The sequence below is a fragment of the Bacteroides sp. ET225 genome, assembly GCF_024733745.1.
GTDB lineage: Bacteria > Bacteroidota > Bacteroidia > Bacteroidales > Bacteroidaceae > Phocaeicola > Phocaeicola excrementipullorum.
Genome location: NZ_JANRHN010000009.1, coordinates 45,236 through 63,517, shown reverse-complemented (window position 1 = coordinate 63,517; position 18,282 = coordinate 45,236). Strand labels below are relative to the sequence as shown.

20 protein-coding genes are annotated in these 18,282 nt (G+C 49.8%); 9 read left to right on the top strand and 11 right to left on the bottom strand.

What is annotated here, in order from left to right:
• Positions 1 to 221: 221 nt before the first annotated feature.
• Positions 222 to 953: an iron-sulfur cluster repair di-iron protein gene (ric, locus tag NW212_RS06205; protein ID WP_258337779.1), complete on the bottom strand. Its 732-nt coding sequence runs from the start codon at positions 951 to 953 to the stop codon at positions 222 to 224.
• Between the two features lie 10 nt (positions 954 to 963).
• Positions 964 to 2,622 (bottom strand): hydroxylamine reductase, encoded by a 1,659-nt coding sequence (gene hcp / locus NW212_RS06200; RefSeq protein ID WP_258337778.1) that lies wholly within the window; start codon positions 2,620 to 2,622, stop codon positions 964 to 966.
• 113 nt (positions 2,623 to 2,735) lie between these two features.
• Here hcp and NW212_RS06195 point away from each other — a divergent pair, with 113 nt between their 5' ends.
• Complete coding sequence (locus NW212_RS06195) at positions 2,736 to 3,326, top strand: Crp/Fnr family transcriptional regulator (RefSeq protein WP_258337777.1); 591 nt, start codon at positions 2,736 to 2,738, stop codon at positions 3,324 to 3,326.
• Positions 3,327 to 3,409: 83 nt separating this feature from the next.
• Here NW212_RS06195 and nth read toward each other — a convergent pair whose 3' ends face one another.
• Together nth and corA are read right to left on the bottom strand one after the other, a co-directional pair.
• Positions 3,410 to 4,060 carry an endonuclease III gene (gene nth, locus NW212_RS06190; protein WP_258337776.1) on the bottom strand — a complete coding sequence of 217 codons (651 nt, stop codon included), beginning with the start codon at positions 4,058 to 4,060 and terminating at the stop codon, positions 3,410 to 3,412.
• Between the two features lie 3 nt (positions 4,061 to 4,063).
• Positions 4,064 to 5,101, bottom strand: coding sequence for a magnesium/cobalt transporter CorA (gene corA, locus NW212_RS06185; protein ID WP_258337775.1), 1,038 nt, complete (start codon positions 5,099 to 5,101; stop codon positions 4,064 to 4,066).
• Between the two features lie 179 nt (positions 5,102 to 5,280).
• Between corA and NW212_RS06180 the strand changes: the two genes are divergently transcribed.
• The 5 genes from NW212_RS06180 (at position 5,281) to queF (ending at position 8,762) form a co-directional block, all read left to right on the top strand.
• Positions 5,281 to 5,976, top strand: a complete 696-nt coding sequence (locus tag NW212_RS06180) for a flavodoxin (protein ID WP_258337774.1) — start codon at positions 5,281 to 5,283, stop codon at positions 5,974 to 5,976.
• 107 nt (positions 5,977 to 6,083) lie between these two features.
• A complete protein-coding gene (locus NW212_RS06175) occupies positions 6,084 to 6,653 on the top strand; it encodes a flavodoxin (RefSeq protein WP_258337773.1) in 570 nt (189 codons plus the stop codon).
• A gap of 203 nt (positions 6,654 to 6,856) precedes the next feature.
• Positions 6,857 to 7,543: a queuosine precursor transporter gene (locus NW212_RS06170; RefSeq protein WP_258337772.1), complete on the top strand. Its 687-nt coding sequence runs from the start codon at positions 6,857 to 6,859 to the stop codon at positions 7,541 to 7,543.
• Positions 7,544 to 7,548: 5 nt separating this feature from the next.
• A complete protein-coding gene (gene queC / locus NW212_RS06165; protein WP_258337771.1) occupies positions 7,549 to 8,205 on the top strand; it encodes a 7-cyano-7-deazaguanine synthase QueC in 657 nt (218 codons plus the stop codon).
• A gap of 98 nt (positions 8,206 to 8,303) precedes the next feature.
• Positions 8,304 to 8,762: a preQ(1) synthase gene (gene queF, locus NW212_RS06160; protein ID WP_258337770.1), complete on the top strand. Its 459-nt coding sequence runs from the start codon at positions 8,304 to 8,306 to the stop codon at positions 8,760 to 8,762.
• A 41-nt stretch (positions 8,763 to 8,803) separates the two neighbouring features.
• On the opposite strand, the gene NW212_RS06155 is transcribed toward queF, so the two are convergent.
• A complete protein-coding gene (locus NW212_RS06155; RefSeq protein ID WP_258337769.1) occupies positions 8,804 to 10,630 on the bottom strand; it encodes a DNA polymerase III subunit gamma/tau in 1,827 nt (608 codons plus the stop codon).
• Between the two features lie 108 nt (positions 10,631 to 10,738).
• Between NW212_RS06155 and NW212_RS06150 the strand changes: the two genes are divergently transcribed.
• From NW212_RS06150 to NW212_RS06140, 3 genes are read left to right on the top strand one after another with little or no spacing between them, the layout of a single operon-like run.
• On the top strand, positions 10,739 to 11,050 hold the full coding sequence (locus NW212_RS06150; protein WP_258337768.1) for a septum formation initiator family protein: 312 nt from the start codon (positions 10,739 to 10,741) through the stop codon (positions 11,048 to 11,050).
• Positions 11,047 to 11,403, top strand: coding sequence for a hypothetical protein (locus NW212_RS06145; protein WP_258337767.1), 357 nt, complete (start codon positions 11,047 to 11,049; stop codon positions 11,401 to 11,403). Before NW212_RS06150 ends, NW212_RS06145 begins: the two co-directional genes overlap by 4 nt.
• Positions 11,400 to 12,395, top strand: coding sequence for an AI-2E family transporter (locus NW212_RS06140; RefSeq protein ID WP_258337766.1), 996 nt, complete (start codon positions 11,400 to 11,402; stop codon positions 12,393 to 12,395). Before NW212_RS06145 ends, NW212_RS06140 begins: the two co-directional genes overlap by 4 nt.
• A gap of 25 nt (positions 12,396 to 12,420) precedes the next feature.
• On the opposite strand, the gene miaA is transcribed toward NW212_RS06140, so the two are convergent.
• From miaA to pyrF, 6 genes are all read right to left on the bottom strand, one after another.
• A complete protein-coding gene (gene miaA, locus NW212_RS06135; protein WP_258337765.1) occupies positions 12,421 to 13,335 on the bottom strand; it encodes a tRNA (adenosine(37)-N6)-dimethylallyltransferase MiaA in 915 nt (304 codons plus the stop codon).
• An 82-nt stretch (positions 13,336 to 13,417) separates the two neighbouring features.
• The gene (locus tag NW212_RS06130; RefSeq protein WP_258337764.1) at positions 13,418 to 13,966 is read right to left on the bottom strand and encodes a plasmid pRiA4b ORF-3 family protein; all 549 of its coding nucleotides are present in this window, start codon (positions 13,964 to 13,966) and stop codon (positions 13,418 to 13,420) included.
• A 46-nt stretch (positions 13,967 to 14,012) separates the two neighbouring features.
• Positions 14,013 to 14,780 carry an acyl-ACP--UDP-N-acetylglucosamine O-acyltransferase gene (lpxA, locus tag NW212_RS06125; protein ID WP_258337763.1) on the bottom strand — a complete coding sequence of 256 codons (768 nt, stop codon included), beginning with the start codon at positions 14,778 to 14,780 and terminating at the stop codon, positions 14,013 to 14,015.
• Between the two features lie 4 nt (positions 14,781 to 14,784).
• Positions 14,785 to 16,170 (bottom strand): bifunctional UDP-3-O-[3-hydroxymyristoyl] N-acetylglucosamine deacetylase/3-hydroxyacyl-ACP dehydratase, encoded by a 1,386-nt coding sequence (locus tag NW212_RS06120; RefSeq protein WP_258337762.1) that lies wholly within the window; start codon positions 16,168 to 16,170, stop codon positions 14,785 to 14,787.
• Positions 16,171 to 16,175: 5 nt separating this feature from the next.
• Entirely contained in the window at positions 16,176 to 17,216 is a 1,041-nt protein-coding gene (gene lpxD / locus NW212_RS06115; protein ID WP_258337761.1) for a UDP-3-O-(3-hydroxymyristoyl)glucosamine N-acyltransferase, read from the bottom strand.
• A 240-nt stretch (positions 17,217 to 17,456) separates the two neighbouring features.
• Positions 17,457 to 18,281: an orotidine-5'-phosphate decarboxylase gene (gene pyrF, locus NW212_RS06110; protein ID WP_258337760.1), complete on the bottom strand. Its 825-nt coding sequence runs from the start codon at positions 18,279 to 18,281 to the stop codon at positions 17,457 to 17,459.
• Between the last annotated feature and the right edge of the window lies 1 nt (position 18,282).

The window sequence follows — 18,282 nt, the reverse complement described above, 5'->3', positions numbered from 1 at the left end:
TGTTCGTTTTCGTGTGTGCTTTGGGCTATTTTTGGGTCTTTTCCGCTTCTGTTCTTCGTCAGATAGCCCGCTATCTTCCTCATCACACAAACGGAAATGCCTCAAAAACTCATCCCAAATCAGCACACGATAAATTCAAAACAGTTTCTTAACCGGAAAATTTAAACGACAGGCTCTTCATTTTGCGCACCTGCTTAAATGGAAATCCTATGGTGTCGCTGTCAGGCGCTCTGCTCTTTTTCCAATTCCAGTGCTTTGGGGAAAATGATGTTGTTTTCCAAATGGATGTGTTCGTGCAATGCCTCCTCAAATTGCTTCAATTGCTGCAATGCCAGCCGGAAGCTGGCACATGCGTCTTCAGGAGCGGTGAATCCGTTGGTTAGGGAAGAGATTCTTTCAAAACGTTCTCCTTCGTGGCTATGTTCATCCTCCATGACTTTGATGGGGTACAGGATGGTGCCGCAATGAAATTTGGCTACTTTCACGCCTTCTTCTTTGGCCTGGAACATCTCGTAAATGTAAGGGAACAGAACATTCTCTTCTTTTGACAAATGATTTTCCAAATCACGGAGCGAGTCGCGGAACAGTGTCTGGACTTGCAGCAACTCCGGATGATTCTTCGCATGCACTTCGGTTACTTTGGCCAATAAGGCTTCTGTTTGCGGGCCTTTGGCACGGATTCCCCGGTGGTGAATCTTCAATACGTAGTCTATTAATAAGTCGATGGGCCATCCGGGAAAGTCGGGAGCATTGCCGTTCGCATTCTCCTGCAATTCGTTTAGTTCACGCGCCACAGCTTCGGGATCAAGGTTGCGGTTCCGGCAGGCTTCCGCAAACGGAATATGGCCATGGCAGCAAAAATCAATGCGGTAGCGGGAAAACACTTTGGCAGCATCAAAGTTGCCGGCTACAATTTGTCCGACAGTGTATGAATTGTAATTTTTCTGTTTCATAATCTTTTGTTTATTCGTTTATTAATCCAAATTTTTTCATGTCACGTTCTGCAGTGCCGATGCCCCTTATTCCAAAGTTGTCGGCCAGTATCTTCGTTACATTGGGCGAGAGGAATGCAGGCAAGGTGGGACCGAGATGAATCTCTTTTATTCCCAAACTGAGCAACGCCAGCAATACGATCACCGCTTTCTGTTCATACCATGCGATATTGTAAACAATGGGCAGTTCATTGATGTCATGCAGCCCGAACACTTCTTTCAGCTTGAGGGCGATGACTGCCAATGAATAGCTGTCGTTGCACTGTCCTGCATCCAAAACGCGCGGAATGCCATTAATGTCACCTAACGCCAGTTTGTTATAACGGTATTTAGCGCATCCCGCAGTCAAAATGACCGTGTCTTTGGGGAGCATTTCGGCAAAAGCGGTGTAGTAGTCACGGCCGCGCATACGTCCGTCACAGCCTGCCATGACGATGAACTTACGGATGGCTCCGCTCTTTACGGCTTCTGCCACCTTGTCTGCCAGTTGCAGCACTTGATTGTGGGCAAAGCCGCCGATGATTTCTCCGTGTTCTATTTCCGTCGGTGCGGCGCATCGTTTGGCTGTTTCTATAATTTCAGTATAATCCTTATGTCCTTTCTCGTCTGCTGCAATATGCTTGCAGCCGGGATATCCGGTAGAATTGGTGGTAAACATGCGTTCTTTGTAAGTGGCGTTGGGCAGAGGAGGAACGATGCAGTTGGTTGTGAATAGGATGGGACCATTGAATGAGGTGAACTCTTCGCGTTGTTTCCACCATGCATTTCCGTAGTTTCCGGCAAAGTGTGTATATTTCTTGAATGCCGGATAGTAATGTGCAGGAAGCATTTCACCGTGAGTATATACGTCTACACCGCTGTTTTTGGTCTGTTCCAGCAGTTCCTCCAGGTCATGCAGGTCATGTCCGCTTATCAGAATGCCGGGCCGGGTACCTGCTCCGATGTTTACGCGGGTAATTTCCGGATTGCCGTAGCTGGAAGTATTTGCCTTGTCGAGCAAAGCCATTGTTTGCACGCCTGTTTCACCTGTTTTCAAAGCTAATGCAGTCAGCTCATCCGCCGATAAAGATTTTGTGGTGAGCTGTGCGATGGTATGCTGCATGAAACGATGGATGCTTTCGTCATTGTGTCCTAACCTCATGGCATGTTCCAGATAAGCAGCCATTCCTTTTAGGCCATACATAATCAGTTCCTTTAACGAGCGCAGGTCTTCGTTTGTCTCGCGCAACACTCCGACGGTTGCAGCTTTTGTATCGTATTCATCGCGGTCACCTTTCCAGTTCAATTCGTCAGCTTCCGGCAGAGGAATGTTTTTGGACGAAGCCCGATGTTTGAGTTCATCACGTATTGCCAGGCCTTTGCCGATGCGTTTCACGATGCTTTCGTCATCGAAATTGGCATTGGTAATGGTGCAGAACAAGGCATCTGCAATGAAATTGTCTACATTTTCTTCAACGGGAAGAGCATATTGGCGCAGTTGGTCCGCCACAACAGAAATTCCCCGCACAACAAAGAGTAATAAATCCATATTGCGTGCTGTAGTTGCATTCTTCCCGCAAACGCCTTTTAAGGTGCAACCGAAACCTTTGGCTGTTTCCTGGCACTGGAAACAAAACATGTTATTCTCCATATCTTTCTCTTTTTAATGATTTCTATTATTTTTGTGCAAAAGTAGACGGTTTCCGTCTTTTAAACTGTACCATATGTTACAGCGCGTACAAACAACAGTTAAAAGAAAGCAGGATGGAACTGACGGGATTATTGCAGGTTGCCCCTTTTCAGGGAATGAAAGAAGAAGAACTGATTGCTTTTCTATTCGGCGTTCCGAATAGCTTGAAGCACTTTGAGCCGGGTGATATCATCGCCCGGCAAGATAGCTTATGCAAAGGGCTGTACATTCTTGCCTCGGGAAGTGTGCGGGCGGGGATGATAAATGATGAAGGAAAAGAACTGACGGTAGAAGAAATTGACGCTCCCAACTTGCTGGCCTCAGGCTTTATTTTTGCTACAGAAAATCGCTTTCCTGTCAATGTAGAGGCTGTAGAGCCTTGTGAGGTTTTTATAATAGGAAAAGAACGTTTCCTGGAATTTATGCACTTGCATCCGTTGATGATGCAGAATTTTTTGAAGGATATTTCGGACCGGAGTGTTTTTCTAAGCAGGAAACTGAATGAGTTTGCATTGTTGAATCTAAAGGCTCGTCTGTTGAAATACCTGGAAACGCATCCTGCGATCCATAATCAGCAGGAAGTGGCTCAGAAGCTGGGAGTTACCCGTCCGTCGTTGGCCAGGGCATTGTCTGAACTGGCAAATGAGGGAAGGATAAAGAGATAATAGGGATTACGGATTGCCTTTGCTCGGCTTAATATAGATGGGACGCAAAGACATGAAGTTCATCTCCTTGCATCCCTATGCTTCTATTTCCCGCTTGCTCCTTTCAGCGATTCCCTGCAGATTCCGTTCAGTCCGCATTCGGCGCATTTGGGATTGCGTGCCGTGCAGACATAGCGTCCGTGGAGTATCAGCCAGTGGTGGGCGGTGGGTACAATCGCTTCGGGCAGGTATTTCATCAGGTATTTTTCGGTGGCGAGCGGTGTCGTGCAGCTTTTGGGCACCAGGCCGATGCGGTGGCTCACGCGGAACACATGGGTGTCTACCGCCATGGCTGCCTTGTGGAACACCACGCTCTGAATGACATTAGCCGTTTTCCGTCCCACTCCGGGCAGCTTCACCAGTTCTTCGAGCGTGTCGGGAACCTGGCTCCGGAAGTCTTTCACCAGCATCTGAGCCATGCCTACCAGATGCTTCGCCTTGTTGTTGGGGTAGCTTACGCTTTTGATGTATTCAAACACTACTTCCGGTGTTGTGGCAGCAAGCGCTTCCGGAGTAGGGAAGTCGCGGAAGAGCGGAGGGGTGATCATGTTCACCCGCTTGTCGGTGCATTGTGCGCTCAGAATAACGGCGATGAGCAGTTGGAACGGGTCTTCGTAATGCAGTTCCGTTTCTGCCACGGGCATCGCCGCGTTGAAGTATTCGATAACTTTCTGATACAGGTCTTTCTTTGTCATATCTCAATACCATTTTTTGCGTCGGAAATAAAAATAAAGTCCTGTGCCCAGCAGAAGCATCAGCAGCCAGGCAAACAGGTAGCCGAACTTCCAGTCGAGTTCGGGCATGAAGCTGAAGTTCATCCCCCATATTCCGGCGAGGAAAGTCAGCGGAATGAAGATGGTGGAAACGATGGTGAGCTGCTTCATGATATTGTTCATCTGCTGGTCGTTGTTCGACATGTAGAGGTCGAGCAGGGAAGAAATCATGTCGCGGCATCCTTCGAGTGTCTGTAACACGAATTGCAGATGATCGTTCACGTCGCTGTAGAACGGGCGGCTTGCCTTGTGGATCAGGTTGTTTTCTGTATGGAAAAGTTTGCTGAACTGCTCTTTCAGCGGGAGGATGCTTCGCTTGACGAGGCGGAAATTGCGCCGGTACTGCTGGATTTCGTCGATGCCGGGACTGGTGTCGGTCGGCGACAGCAGGCGTTCCTCCAGATCCTCCAGTTCGTCTTCCATTTTGGAGATGATCGACATGAAGCTTGCCATCACGCTGTTCAGCATTACGCTCATCAGGAAGTCCGATTGCCGGTTGCGGATTCTCAGCACATTGTTGTTGATGGCCGTATTGATTTCATTGAAAAAGTCCGTATCCTTTTCGAGAAATGTCAGCACAAAGTTTTCGCCTTGTATGATGCAGAACTGTTGCGGTGTGTATTCGTTTTCTTCGTTGGGCGAGAGCTGCTTCAGGAGCACCACATTGTAGGTGTCATGTTCTTCGATCTTTGTGAGGTGTCTTGAGTTCAGTATGTCCTGTACGGTGAGAAAATCCACATGGAAGTGGTTGCACACATCGCGGACGATACCGGTGTTTTCCAGACCGTGTATCTGAATCCAGTTGATGGCTTCGTCACGCATGTGGGGCAGGATGTCTGCCAGCTCTTTTCCTGTGACGGTCTGGATATCCTTCGCACTGTAGCTGCACAGGTGCAGATGTGTGGGAGTGCGGCTTTCGCCGATATAGTTCAGTTCTTCGCTCAGCAAATTGTTCTTTGCCATAATCTGTCCGTGTTTGGTATGCCTGCAAAGATAATATAAAAAAGCGAGATGCTGAGCAATTCGCCGAAATATGATTGAGGGCTAATGATTTAGAGGATTCTCTTTAAACTTGCTCCTAATCCGGTATCCGGTATTCATTGGGCGTACATCCGACCGCTTTCTTGAATGCCCGGCTGAATATGAACAAGGCTAGTTTATTTTTATCCGTTGCCGTGTCGTTGGCAGTCGTTTTCACCGTCTATGCTTATGCCAGTCGCACCTGTACGGCAGAATCCGTAACGAACGACAGAATTTCGGCTGAGGCGGCACAACCTGCAGCCGTACCGGTAAAAGGAAAAGTGCTCGTAGTGTATTTTACCTCGCCCGAAACGGATGGTGTGGACACTTCGTCGGGAGCAAGCCGGATTGTCGCCGACGGCAAGCTGTATGGCAACACCGAGTATGTGGCGGCTCTCATCAGCCAAAAGACCGGCGGCGACCTGTTTCAGATTAAGATGGCGAATGCTTATCCCGGCACGCACAAGGAACTGCTAGATGCCTCAAAGAGAGAAATTGACGCAAAAGCCCGTCCGAAGCTGACTTCGCATATTCAACGCTTGAAGGATTATGACGTGATATTCGTCGGCTTCCCTAATTGGTGGTACGACATGCCGATGCCGCTTTACTCCTTCTTTGACGCATACGATTTTACAGGCAAGACGCTGATACCGTTTTGCACACATGCCGGAAGCCGTTTTTCACAGGCAGAGAAGACCATAGCGGCATTGGAGAAAGGGGCGAAGATGCAGAAAGGACTTGCCATTTCGCGCAAGAACCTGGGTGAGGCGGAAACGGCAATACAGAATTGGCTGCAACGGATGGGGTTCGGCAAATAATCGGCCCGCATGTAAAATAGGTTCATCTATCTGTTATTTGTGTAGCAAAGGTATTATATGCATCGTCTAATTTTGCGGCAGATGAATCACATTAAAAATAGATCGGTATGAAAAAGCTTTATGTATTAGTGTTCGCGGCATTGGCCGCATTCCTTGCAACATCTTGTAAAGAGGACTTTGACCCGAATTATCCGGCAGACAATATCGAGTATGACGGAAGCCGCCGGATATTGGTCGCTTATTTTTCGCAGACAGGAAATACAGAACGCCTTGCCAACCAGATTGTAGCGGTGACAGGTGCAGACGTATACCGTATCCAGCCTTCCGAGCCGTATGCCAGCAATCCTTATGATGACAGTGGCCGTATCCAAAACGAATCGTATGATGACCTTCGTCCGGGAGTAGCCAATTTGCCCGACAATGTAGAAGATTATGATGTCATTCTGGTCGGTTCGCCCATCTGGTGGCATAATCCGGCCATGGTGGTCTGTACTTTCCTGGAAAGTTATGACCTGAGCGGGAAGATTATTGTCCCGTTCTTTACATACGGTTCGACAGAATATTTGCAGCAGTCTATCGACAAGATACATGAGGTAACGCCCTCGTCTGTTCATTTGCGCACTTACTCCGGTGGCAGTGTGGAAGAATGGCTGCGTGGGATACATATCATACAGTAGCATCCGAATGTGGCGTTAGCGCAGAAGACCGGATCCGTTCGTTGCAAACGGTTTGGATAAAGATGCGTGATTTTTTGTAATCCGGCAAATTCTTCGTACCTTTGCGCCCGATAGAAAAGCGAACATTCACTTGTGATGAGAGTGCGGAAAACAGATTGAAGCCTCTCCGTGTATTCTAGAACACCACGTAAAAAACAGGAGCGATGAAAAAAGAAAATACCGTGTCAGTGCCTTTTATGGTTTTGGGCATTGTCTTTTGTGTCTGCCTCGTGGCAGCGAATCTTTTGGAAACCAAAGTCGTGCAGCTGGGTCCGGTTGCCGTGACCGCCGGATTGCTGGTCTTTCCCATTTCCTATATTATCAATGACTGCATAGCCGAAGTGTGGGGCTTCCGCAAGGCACGTCTGATCATCTGGATGGGTTTTCTGATGAACTTTCTGGTGGTCGCATTGGGCCAGATTGCCGTGGCTCTTCCTGCCGCTCCGTTCTGGGAGGGCGAAGAAGGCTTCAACTTTGTGTTCGGCATGGCTCCCCGCATTGCCGCAGCCAGTCTGCTGGCTTTCCTTGTCGGCTCGTTCATGAACGCATACGTGATGAGCCGTATGAAAGTGGCTTCGCATGGCAAACATTTTTCTCTGCGTGCTGTCCTGTCTACTTTGGCTGGAGAAAGCGCCGACTCGCTGATCTTTTTTCCGCTGGCGTTCGGCGGACTGATGCCGCTCGAGGAGCTGGGCCGCATGATGCTGGTTCAGGTGGTGCTGAAAACGCTTTATGAAGTCATTATCCTGCCCGTGACTGTCCGTGTGGTCAACTATGTGAAGCGGGTGGACGGAAGCGATGTCTACGACGAACATATCTCTTACAACATATTGAAGATTAAAGAAATTTGACGCTTATGAATCATGATGCAGCATTGGTGGTGTTCAGCGGCGGGCAGGACTCCACTACCTGCCTGTTTTGGGCGAAAAAACACTTCAGAAAAGTATATGCCTTGAGCTTCATTTACGGCCAGAAACACGAAAAGGAGGTGGAACTGGCGCGTGCGATAGCGGAAAAGGCGGGTGTGGACTTTCATGCGATGGACGTTTCCTTTATCGGCCGTCTTGGGAAGAACTCGCTGACGGATACTTCCATCAGGATGGATGAGGAAAAGCCGCAGGACTCGTATCCGAACACTTTCGTGCCCGGACGCAACCTGTTTTTCCTGAGCATAGCGGCTGTATATGCCCGCGAACTGGGAGTCTGCCATCTGGTGACCGGTGTGTCCCAGACTGATTTCAGCGGTTATCCCGACTGCCGGGACTCATTCATCAAGTCGCTCAACGTCACGCTCAATCTTGCGATGGACGAGCAGTTCGTTATCCATACGCCGCTGATGTGGATTGACAAGGAGCAGACGTGGGCGCTGGCTGATGAACTGGGGGTGCTGGATATCGTGCGCAACGAAACGCTTACCTGCTACAACGGCATTCCAGGCGACGGCTGCGGGCATTGTCCGGCTTGCAGGCTGCGCCGGGAAGGGCTGGAGAAGTATTTGGCCTCTAAGAAATAGGGCGCGGGATGCGTATCTGAAACGTGTGTCCGTGCGGATAAAATCTCTGTCTTCAGACTGAAGAAAGGGATGGTACATATTTAAAAGTTTATGATTGTATGGAAAGAAAAGACGAACTGACCCTTTTGGGAAACAAAAATACGGTTTATAAGCAGGACTATGCGCCGGAGGTGCTTGAGGCGTTTGTCAACAAGCATCCCGGCAACGACTACTGGGTGCGTTTCAACTGTCCGGAATTTACGAGCCTCTGTCCGATCACGGGACAGCCGGATTTTGCGGAAATCCGCATCAGTTATCTGCCCGACGTGAAGATGGTGGAGAGCAAGAGCCTGAAGCTTTATCTGTTCAGCTTCCGCAACCATGGAGATTTTCATGAAGATTGCGTGAACATCATCATGAAGGATCTGATTAAGCTTATGGATCCGAAATACATTGAAGTGACGGGCATCTTTACCCCGCGTGGAGGCATCTCCATTTATCCGTATTGCAACTACGGACGTCCCGGCACGAAATACGAAGAGCTGGCCGAATACAGGATGAAGAACCACGACCTGTAACGGCTGCGGCCTTGCATCCGGCAGAGGGCTGCCGGCGGCGGTCAGGAAAGTTCCAGTCCGAACTCTTTCTGCAGTTTCAGCAGGCTTGGGTTTTTTTCGCTCATTATCTTGAACTTTTCCGGCTGGCTGTAGGCGCGGACGGTTTCGCCGGCTTCGCTGACACGTACCGTCATTTTGATTTTCCGGTTATGCAGCTGGCCTTGCAGGTAGTTCTCTATCTGCGGGGCAAGCCTCTGCATGTTTTTCTGCACCATTTCGTTGTCTACCACCACTTCAAACGTGCTTTGGTCTTTCAGCAGTTTGGGGTGCATGTTTTTCATGCGGCCGGCATTGGCAGCTTCTTCTTGCGGCAGCTTGTTCGTGAAATCCTTCCAGTAATAGTTCAAGTCTTTTTCATTGAAGATATAGTCTTCCCACGTATCCGCAACCGGTGCGCTGCTGGCGGTTTGCGCGGGGCGCGTTTCGCCGGATGCCTGCTGTGCCTGCGCTGTACGCTTGATTGAGGTGCTCAGGCTTTCCGCTTTCATCAGCGGTATCTTTTTCCCCGGCTGAGGCTTCGGAATGGGATTGGGGCGGGCGGCTGCTGTTGCCGGAGCTGCCTGCACCTCCTGCGCTTTCGGCTGGTATACGGGAGTCGGCTGTTGCAGGGTTGCGGCATATTCCGATTGTTGGGCGGCTGCCGGCTGGGGTTTTGCTGTTTCTGCCTGGCTGTTGTTGAATACGGGAGAAATCTTCTTGGGGACACTTTGTTCGGTTTCCGCAGAATTGCTCGCCGGTGCAGTGAGCTGGGCAAGCTGTATCAGTGCCAGTTCTACGAGCAGTCGCTTGTTCTTGCTCTGGCGGTAGTTCAGGTCGCAGTCGTTGCTGATTTTCATGGCCTTGTACAGAAACTGCGGAGAGCATTTCTGAGCCTGCGTCTGGTATCGCTCGCGTATGGATGCCCCCACCTCCAGCAACTTCAGCGTAGAGGCGTCCCGGCTCACCAGCAGGTCGCGGAAGTGCGAGCTTAATCCCGTGATGAAGTGGTTTCCGTCGAAGCCTTTTTGCAGGATGTCGTTGAATATCAGCAGACAGTCGGTCACCTTGTTTTCAAGCAGGCAGTCTGTCAGGCGGAAATAATATTCGTAGTCCAGCACATTCAGGTTTTCTATGACGCTGTTGTATGTGATATGCCCGTTTGTAAAGCTGACCACCTGGTCGAAGATAGACAGCGCGTCGCGCATGCCTCCGTCGGCTTTTTGCGCGATGACGTTCAGTGCTTCCGGCTCAGCGTCGATGTGCTCTTTTCTGGCCACATCCTCCAGGTGCTCGGCAATGTCTGCAACATTGATGCGGTTGAAGTCGTATATCTGGCATCGGCTCAAGATCGTGGGCAGAATCTTGTGCTTTTCCGTTGTGGCGAGGATGAATATCGCATGCTGCGGCGGCTCTTCCAGTGTTTTCAGGAAAGCGTTGAAGGCCGCTGTCGAAAGCATGTGCACCTCGTCGATGATGTACACTTTATACCTTCCGATCTGCGGCGGTATGCGCACCTGTTCAATCAGGCTTCTGATGTCCTCAACCGAGTTGTTTGAGGCAGCATCCAGCTCGTGGATGTTGTACGAGCGCTGTTCGTTGAATGCGAGGCACGATTCGCATTCGTTGCATGCCTCTCCGTCTTCAGTCGGATGGAGGCAGTTGATGGTTTTTGCAAAGATGCGTGCGCAGGTGGTTTTCCCCACTCCTCTCGGTCCGCAGAAAAGGTAGGCGTGTGCCAGCTTCTGTGTTGCTATGGCATTTTTCAGAGTGGTGGTCAATGCGCGCTGACCTACTACGGTGTCGAATGTTGCGGGGCGGTATTTTCGTGCTGATACGATATAGTTTTCCATCTGCTGCATTTTTGTTTGTTCATGCAAATGTACGCAAAATCTTTTTCTTTTGCATGGGGTTGCTTTGAAATAATGCGTATCTTTGTCTTTGTTAATTCAATTGAGTTTATGAACAAGCTTTCTGTGATATGGTCGTTTATCGGGCGGCATAAGTATTGGGTGGTTACCGTCATTTTCCTTTTGATTATCGGTGTGTTCGACGAGAACAGCCTGATCCGGCGTTTCGAGCACCGGCGGGAGATTCATGCGCTGAAGACAGAAATAGAACGCTACCGCCAGCGGTATGAGGAGGACAGCAAGATGCTGAAAGAGATTACGGGCAATAAAGACGCTTTGGAAAAAGTGGCCCGCGAGCGTTATCTGATGAAGCAGGAGAACGAAGACATATTTGTTTTTCAAAAAGATACAGAAAAGGAATGAGTGCGAAAGTAGCAGATATAGTGGCGTTTTGCGGAACGCTGGTTTTGTTTGCGGGACTGGCGTTGCAGTTCTTCAAGTTTGAGTGTGCTCCGTATGTCTATTTGCTGGGAGCCGTGCTGTTTGCCTATGTGCAGGTGGTGGTTTCGGGCTATTCGGGCACCAACGTAATGATAAAGCGTTTGCGCCGCCAGCAGATTCTGGGTGCGATGCTGCTGATATTGACAGGTGTGGTGATGCTGCTGTGGCATCGCAACGAGTGGATTGTGTGTCTGGCCGTTTCCGCTGTACTGGAGCTGTATACGGCTTTCCGCATACCCCAGGAAGAGGCAAAAGAAAAAAAGAACAGCCGATGAAAGAAAAATACTGGAAATACTCGCTGATCATCTTCATCATCGGACTGGGCTATATCCTTTTCCGGCAGGCTGAGCCTTTCATGAATGGAATTCTGGGAGGCTTCACTTTGTATCTGCTGCTCCGGAACTTTACGTTCTGGCTTCAGAAGAAGATGAACCATACGCTGGCTGTGTGGCTGGTGACCATCGGCGTGTCGCTTTTTATCCTGATTCCCCTGTCGTTGTTCATCTGGATACTTGTCGGTCAGATTTCCAAGATGCACTTTGACACGGAAGCCATAATCCGGCCGGCCATGAAGGTGATCGACTTCATCAAGATCAATACGGGCTTCGATCTGCTTTCAGAAAAGTCCCTTTCGTTCATCGTTTCCCAGGCATCCTCCATCGGACAGTCCGTCATGTCGGGCGTGAGCGATTTGTTTGTGAATCTGGGCGTTGCCATCATGCTTCTGTTCTTCATGCTTTTGGAGGGGAGGCAGATGGAGCATTATGTGTCGTCGCTGCTGCCTTTCGAAGAGCAGAACAAGCGTGAGGTGTTGGGAAAGGTGGAGCTGATGGTGCGTTCAAACGCCATAGGCATCCCTTTGCTGGCAGTCATTCAGGGCGTCATTTCATTCGGCGGCTATCTTCTCAGCGGTGCGCCCAATCCGGTTCTGAGCGCGATGCTGACGGCTTTCGCTTCAATCATTCCGATTGTGGGCACGGCTTTGGTCTGGATTCCCATCACGGTCTATTTCCTGGTGGTGAGCGACTGGGTCAGCGCAGTGGTTATGCTGGCGTATGGCGGCATCGTCATTTCTCAGTGCGACAACCTGATCCGCTTCATTCTGCAGAAAAAGATGGCAAACGTGCATCCGCTGATCACGATTTTCGGAGTGGTGGCAGGCTTGCCGCTGTTCGGTTTCATGGGAGTGATTTTCGGGCCTTTGCTCGTTTCCCTGTTCCTGCTGTTCCTCGACATGTTCCGCAAGGAGTATCTTATGGATGAGTAGAGGGGGAGGGGCGTGCCTTGTCCGGCTATCCGTTTGTCAGGCTCTCATCGAGGAACTGCAAGATTTGCGCATGGCTGTCGGGATGAAACCAGCGGATGTCGGGATCACGCTTGAACCATGTCATCTGCTTGCGTGAATAGATTCGCGAGTTCTGCTTTATCTTCTCCACCGCAAAGTCAAGGGTCCATTCCCCGTCGAGATACTTGAAGAGTTCTTTGTAGCCTACCGTGTTCAGCGAATTCAGGTGTCTGTAGGGGTAGACCCGTTTGGCTTCTTCCAGCAGGCCCTCCTCCATCATCAGGTCTACGCGGCGGTTGATCCGCTCGTAAAGTTCTTCACGCTCGCGCTTGAGCCCGATCTTTATGATGTTGAACGGGCGTTCCTTCTGCGTCTGCGTGCGGAATGAGGTATAGGTCTTTCCTGTCATGTAGCAGATTTCCAGCGCATGGATTACCCGCTTCGGGTTTTTCAGGTCTGCAATCCTGTAGTATTCCGGGTCCAGCAGCTTCAGTTCGCTGCACAGCCTTTCAAGCCCTTCCGTTTCATAGCGTCGGAGCATCAGTTCGCGTGTTTCCTTGTCTACGGTTGGGATGTCGTCTATGCCTTTGCAAACAGCGTCGACATACATCATTGACCCGCCCGTCATCAGTTGTACCGGGTTTTGCTTGAAAAGCGATTCCAGCTCTTTCATCACCTCGGCTTCATATCGGGCTGCGCTGTAGTAGTCTGTCAGTTGCAGGATTCCTACAAAATAATGCCTGGCCCTTTGCAGTTGTTCGGGCGTAGGAGCTGCCGTTCCGATTTTCAGGTCGGCATATAGCTGGCGTGAGTCGGAAGAGATGACTGATGTATGGTATCTTTCCGCAATCGATAGGCTCAGTTCTGTTTTTCCTACTCCGGTCGGACCGACCAGCACGATTAATGTAGATTGTTTGTCCATTGGCTCTAAACGACACAAGGGTGTGTCATTGATGTACATTACATCCTTTGACGCACCCTTGTGTTTCTGTGAATGATTTTGATTAATATTTGTCGTCGTATGGATTTTCGTTGTCCATTCCGTATCCTTCCTGATCAAAGTCTTCCATGTCGTATTCTTCATCTCCATAAAAGTTCTCGTCAAGGTCGAGTGCGCTGTTCGTGTTCATCTGTTCGTCAAAGTCGATAATCTGTTGGGGCGCTTCGCCGGACTTGCGCGAGCATACGGCTTTGTCCAGATCCTTTCCGGTGATTATTTCAGAGAGCTCGATGAAGAACACACGTTCCGACAGCGGGTCGAACACATAGAGCATTTTCTGCTTTTCGTCTTCGAGCAGTTCGCTCAGTCTGGTATCCTTCATGACGTAGGTGTCTTCTTCTGAAGAGCTTTGTCCCATGTCTTCCAGTGTGATTTCCGTTTCCTTTTCCCAGTCGTCGTCGCAGATAAAGAAAGAAGTCATCTGGTCATCTTTATAGCCCGTGCATTTCAATATCGCTTCGTGCAAGTCGTAAAATGTGGCTTCAGAGTCGATTTTGATTTCTCTCAGAAAATCATCGGCTTCATCGGATATGATTCTAAATTTATATACCATTGTCTTGTCCTTTCGTTTTTAGTCAATTGTGTAAGATAATATGCTGTTATCGGATGATTCCACGTTGCGAACCCTCGACAAAAGAAATGATGTATTCGATTTCCTTGCTCATCGGGACTTCTTTGCGTACCTGTTCCAGGGCTTCCGAAACGATTTTTCCGCTGTTGTAGATGATTCGGTAAGTGTTATGGATGTTTTCGATCAGCTCGTTCGAAAAGTTCCGCCGGCGCAGTCCCACAATGTTTATTCCGCAATAGGCGATGGGGTCGCGTCCTGCGATGATGAAAGGAGGTATGTCCTTGCTGAACCGGCATCCGCCCTGAATCATCACATATCCTCCCACACGGCAGAACTGGTGCATGAGCACACCTCCGCTCACGATAGCGTTGTCGTCGATGATGACTTCTCCCGCCATTTTTGTGGAGTTTCCCACGATGCATCCGCTTCCTACCCACACGTCGTGCGCCACGTGTACCCCTTCCATAAGCAGGTTGTTGTTGCCCACGATTGTCTTTCCTTTAGCGGCAGTTCCCCGGTTGATTGTTACATTTTCTCTGATTGTATTGTTGTCACCTATTTCGGCCGTGGTTTCTTCCCCATGAAACTTCAAGTCCTGAGGAATGGCGCCAATGACGGCTCCCGGGAAAATCCGGTTTCCGTTGCCAATGCGTGAACCGTAGAGTATGTTTGCATTAGGCATGATTACATTATTGTCGCCTATCACTACGTTCTTGTCAATAAACACGAATGGTCCGATTTCTACGTTTTCTCCGATTTGTGCATCCGGGTCTATATATGCAAGTGGACTTATCATATCTTTATTTGTTTTTTACGATTTGTGCCATAAACTCAGCTTCGCAGACGATTCTTTCGCCTACGAAAACATATCCTTTCATTGTGGAGATTCCGCGGCGGATAGGTGCCATCAGCTCCACGCGGAAAATCAGCGTATCGCCGGGAACTACTTTCTGCCGGAACTTCACGTTGTCTATTTTGAGGAAGTAAGTTGAATATTTTTCAGGCTCGTCTACGGAGTTGAGCACCAGCAGTCCTCCCACTTGCGCCATTGCTTCGATCTGCAAGACACCCGGCATGACCGGTTCCTGCGGGAAATGTCCCTGGAAGAACGGTTCGTTGGAAGTTACGTTCTTTACTCCGATGATGTAGTTGGCTCCTATTCCGATCACCTTGTCTACCAGCTGGAACGGGTAGCGGTGCGGAAGAAGTTCCCGGATGCGGTTCACATCCATCAGCGGGGCTTCGTTGCAGTTGTAGACCGGAGCCTGTATCTCGTGCTGGCGGATTTCCTTCCGCATCTGGCGGGCAAACTTGTTGTTGATGGTATGTCCCGGGCGGGTTGCGATGATGCGTCCTTTGATAGGCTTCCCGATCAGCGCCATGTCGCCGATGATGTCAAGCAGTTTGTGGCGCGCCGGTTCGTTGGGCCATACCAGAGGCACGTGGTTGATATATCCCAGATGGCTGGCATCCATGTGGGGCACTCCCATGACATCTGCCAGCTTGTCGAAGTTCTCCTGCGTCATCTGCTTTTCGTAGATTACGATGGCGTTGTCCAGATCCCCTCCCTTGATGAGTCCCGCGTTGAGCAGCGGCTCGATTTCGCGGACGAACACGAATGTGCGCGCCGAAGCGATTTCGGCGGGAAATTCTTCCATGTTCTCCAATGTGGCATACTGGTTTGTCAGAATCTTCGAATCATACGAGATGAGCGTGTCTACGCTGAACTTGTCGTCAGGCAGCACGATGATTGACGAACCGTTTTGTTCGTCCCTGAACTCTATCTTGGATTTGATGATATAATAGTCTTTGGGAGCTGTCTGCTCTTCGATTCCCACCCGTTTGATACATTCAACATAGGCTTTGGCACTTCCGTCCAGAATCGGTATTTCCGGGCCGTCCACCTGTATCAGACAGTTGTCAATGCCGGCTGCATAGAGTGCGGCCAGCGCGTGTTCTACCGTGCTGACTTTTATCCCATTCTTGGCCAAAACCGTTCCTCGGGTGGTGTCCACTACATTTTCGGCAACTGCGTCAATGATCGGTTGGTCATCAAGGTCGATGCGTTGAATCTTATACCCGTGGTGTTCGGGAGCAGGATTAAACGTAACGGTAAGTTTCACTCCCGTGTGAAGCCCTTTGCCGTTCAGTGAGAAGCTGCCTTTTAATGTTTGTTGTTTCAACATGGGTCTTATTTATTTAGTTGTTTTTTCAATTCTTCGATTTCTTTCTGAAGGCGTCCCAGCTCTACGTACATGTCAGGAAGTTTCTTGTAGATGGCGGCAGAGCGTGCGAAAAGTTTCGGGTCGATGGCAGGGTATCCCATCAGTGTCTGCCCCGGTTTTGTATTTCCCGGTATGCCGGACTGTGCCCCCACCGTTACATGGTCGCCCACTTTGATGTGTCCTGCGATTCCCACCTGGCCGGCAAACACACACCATTCTCCTATTTTTGCCGAGCCTGCGATGCCAGTCTGTGAAGCGATAGCCGTATGGCTTCCTATTTCCACGTTGTGTGCGATCTGTATAAGATTGTCCAGCTTTACGCCCGAGTGTACGATGGTGGCGCCCATGGTGGCACGGTCGACGCATGTGTTGGCTCCGATTTCCACATTGTCTTCAATGACAGTGATTCCGATCTGGGGGATCTTTTCATAGCCTTCCGGTGTGGGAGCGAATCCGAAGCCGTCTGCTCCTACGACCGCTCCGGCGTGCAGGATACAGTTGTTTCCGATGCGGCAGTCGTGATAGATTGTCACATTGGGATATAATATGGTGTTTGCTCCCACTTTTGCGTGACAGCCTACGGTTACATGCGGGTGGATATAGGAGTTGTCGCCGATTTCCGCGCCTTCTTCGATGCAGGCGAAAGGTCCGATATATACATTGCTGCCGATTTTTGTGTTTTCGGCGATGGAGGCCAGCGGGCTGATGCCGCTTTTCTTGGGCATGCTCTGTTCGTATAGAGTCATCAGCTTGGCCAGGCTGTCATAGGCGTTTGCTGTCTTTATGAGCGTGGCCTTGATTTCGTGCTCTGCGCAGAAATCGTTGTTCACCAGTACGATTGACGACTGTGTACTATATATATAATGTGTATATTTCGGATTGGAAAGGAACGACAAGGCCCCCGGCACACCCTCTTCTATCTTTGCGAAGGTATGCACTTTGGCATTTTCATCTCCTACGATTGTTCCTCCGATGTATTCCGCAATCTGTTTCGCTGAGAACTCCATAATTATCGTCTTTTGTTCCTTGGTTTTCTTATTTCGGTTGCCTGTAATGTTGCAGTACAAAGCATACTTACTACTTAATTATGCAAATTAAATATTTTTTTTTTACATAGCCGTCGAAAAAGTCAGTTATTTGCAGATGCCCCCCCTTAATTTCTTGCGACTGGCTGCCCGGAGATTCTGAGTGACAACGTGTACTGCTATCCTCACGTATCAAAAAGAAGGATTCCGGGCAGGCCCGTTTCAGCATATGTTTTTGAGCTGTTCTTCCATCTGCATCTGCACTTTGTGTGCCTCTTTGCCGGCGGTTTCCGCAAAGCTTTCCGTCTTGTCGGCATAGATGATGGCACGGCTGGAGTTCACGATCAGCCCGCATTCGGATGTCATGCCGTATTTGCATACTTCCTCAAGCGAGCCGCCTTGCGCGCCGATTCCCGGAACCAGCAGGAAGTGGCTGGGAACGATCTTGCGGATGTCTTCGAACATGCGTCCCTGTGTGGCTCCCACCACGTACATCATGTTCTCGTCGTTCGCCCATTCCTGCGATTTGCGGAGCACTTTCTCAAACAGGCGTTCGCCGTCCTTGTCTTCCGTGAGCTGGAAGTCGTGCGAGCCTTTGTTGGATGTCAGGGCCAGCAGGATAACCCATTTGCCTTTGTAGGTGAGGAACGGGGTTACGCTGTCTTCGCCCATGTAGGGGGCAACGGTTACGGAGTCGATGTCGAGTTCCTCGAAGAAGGTGCGTGCATACATGGCGGACGTATTTCCGATGTCACCCCGCTTTGCGTCGGCGATGATGAACTGGTCGGGATAGTTTGATTTGATGTACTGCACCGTTTTTTCGAATGCGATCCAGCCCTTTACGCCCATGCTTTCGTAGAAGGCGAGGTTCGGCTTGTAGGCGATGCAGTAGGGTGCGGTTGCATCTATGATGGCTTTGTTGAAGGCGAAGATGGGATCTTCCTCTTTCAGCAGGTGTTCCGGAATTTTCTTGATGTCGGTGTCCAGTCCCACACAGAGGAATGATTTCTTGCGCTTGATGTTTTCAAAGAGTTGTTGTTTGTTCATA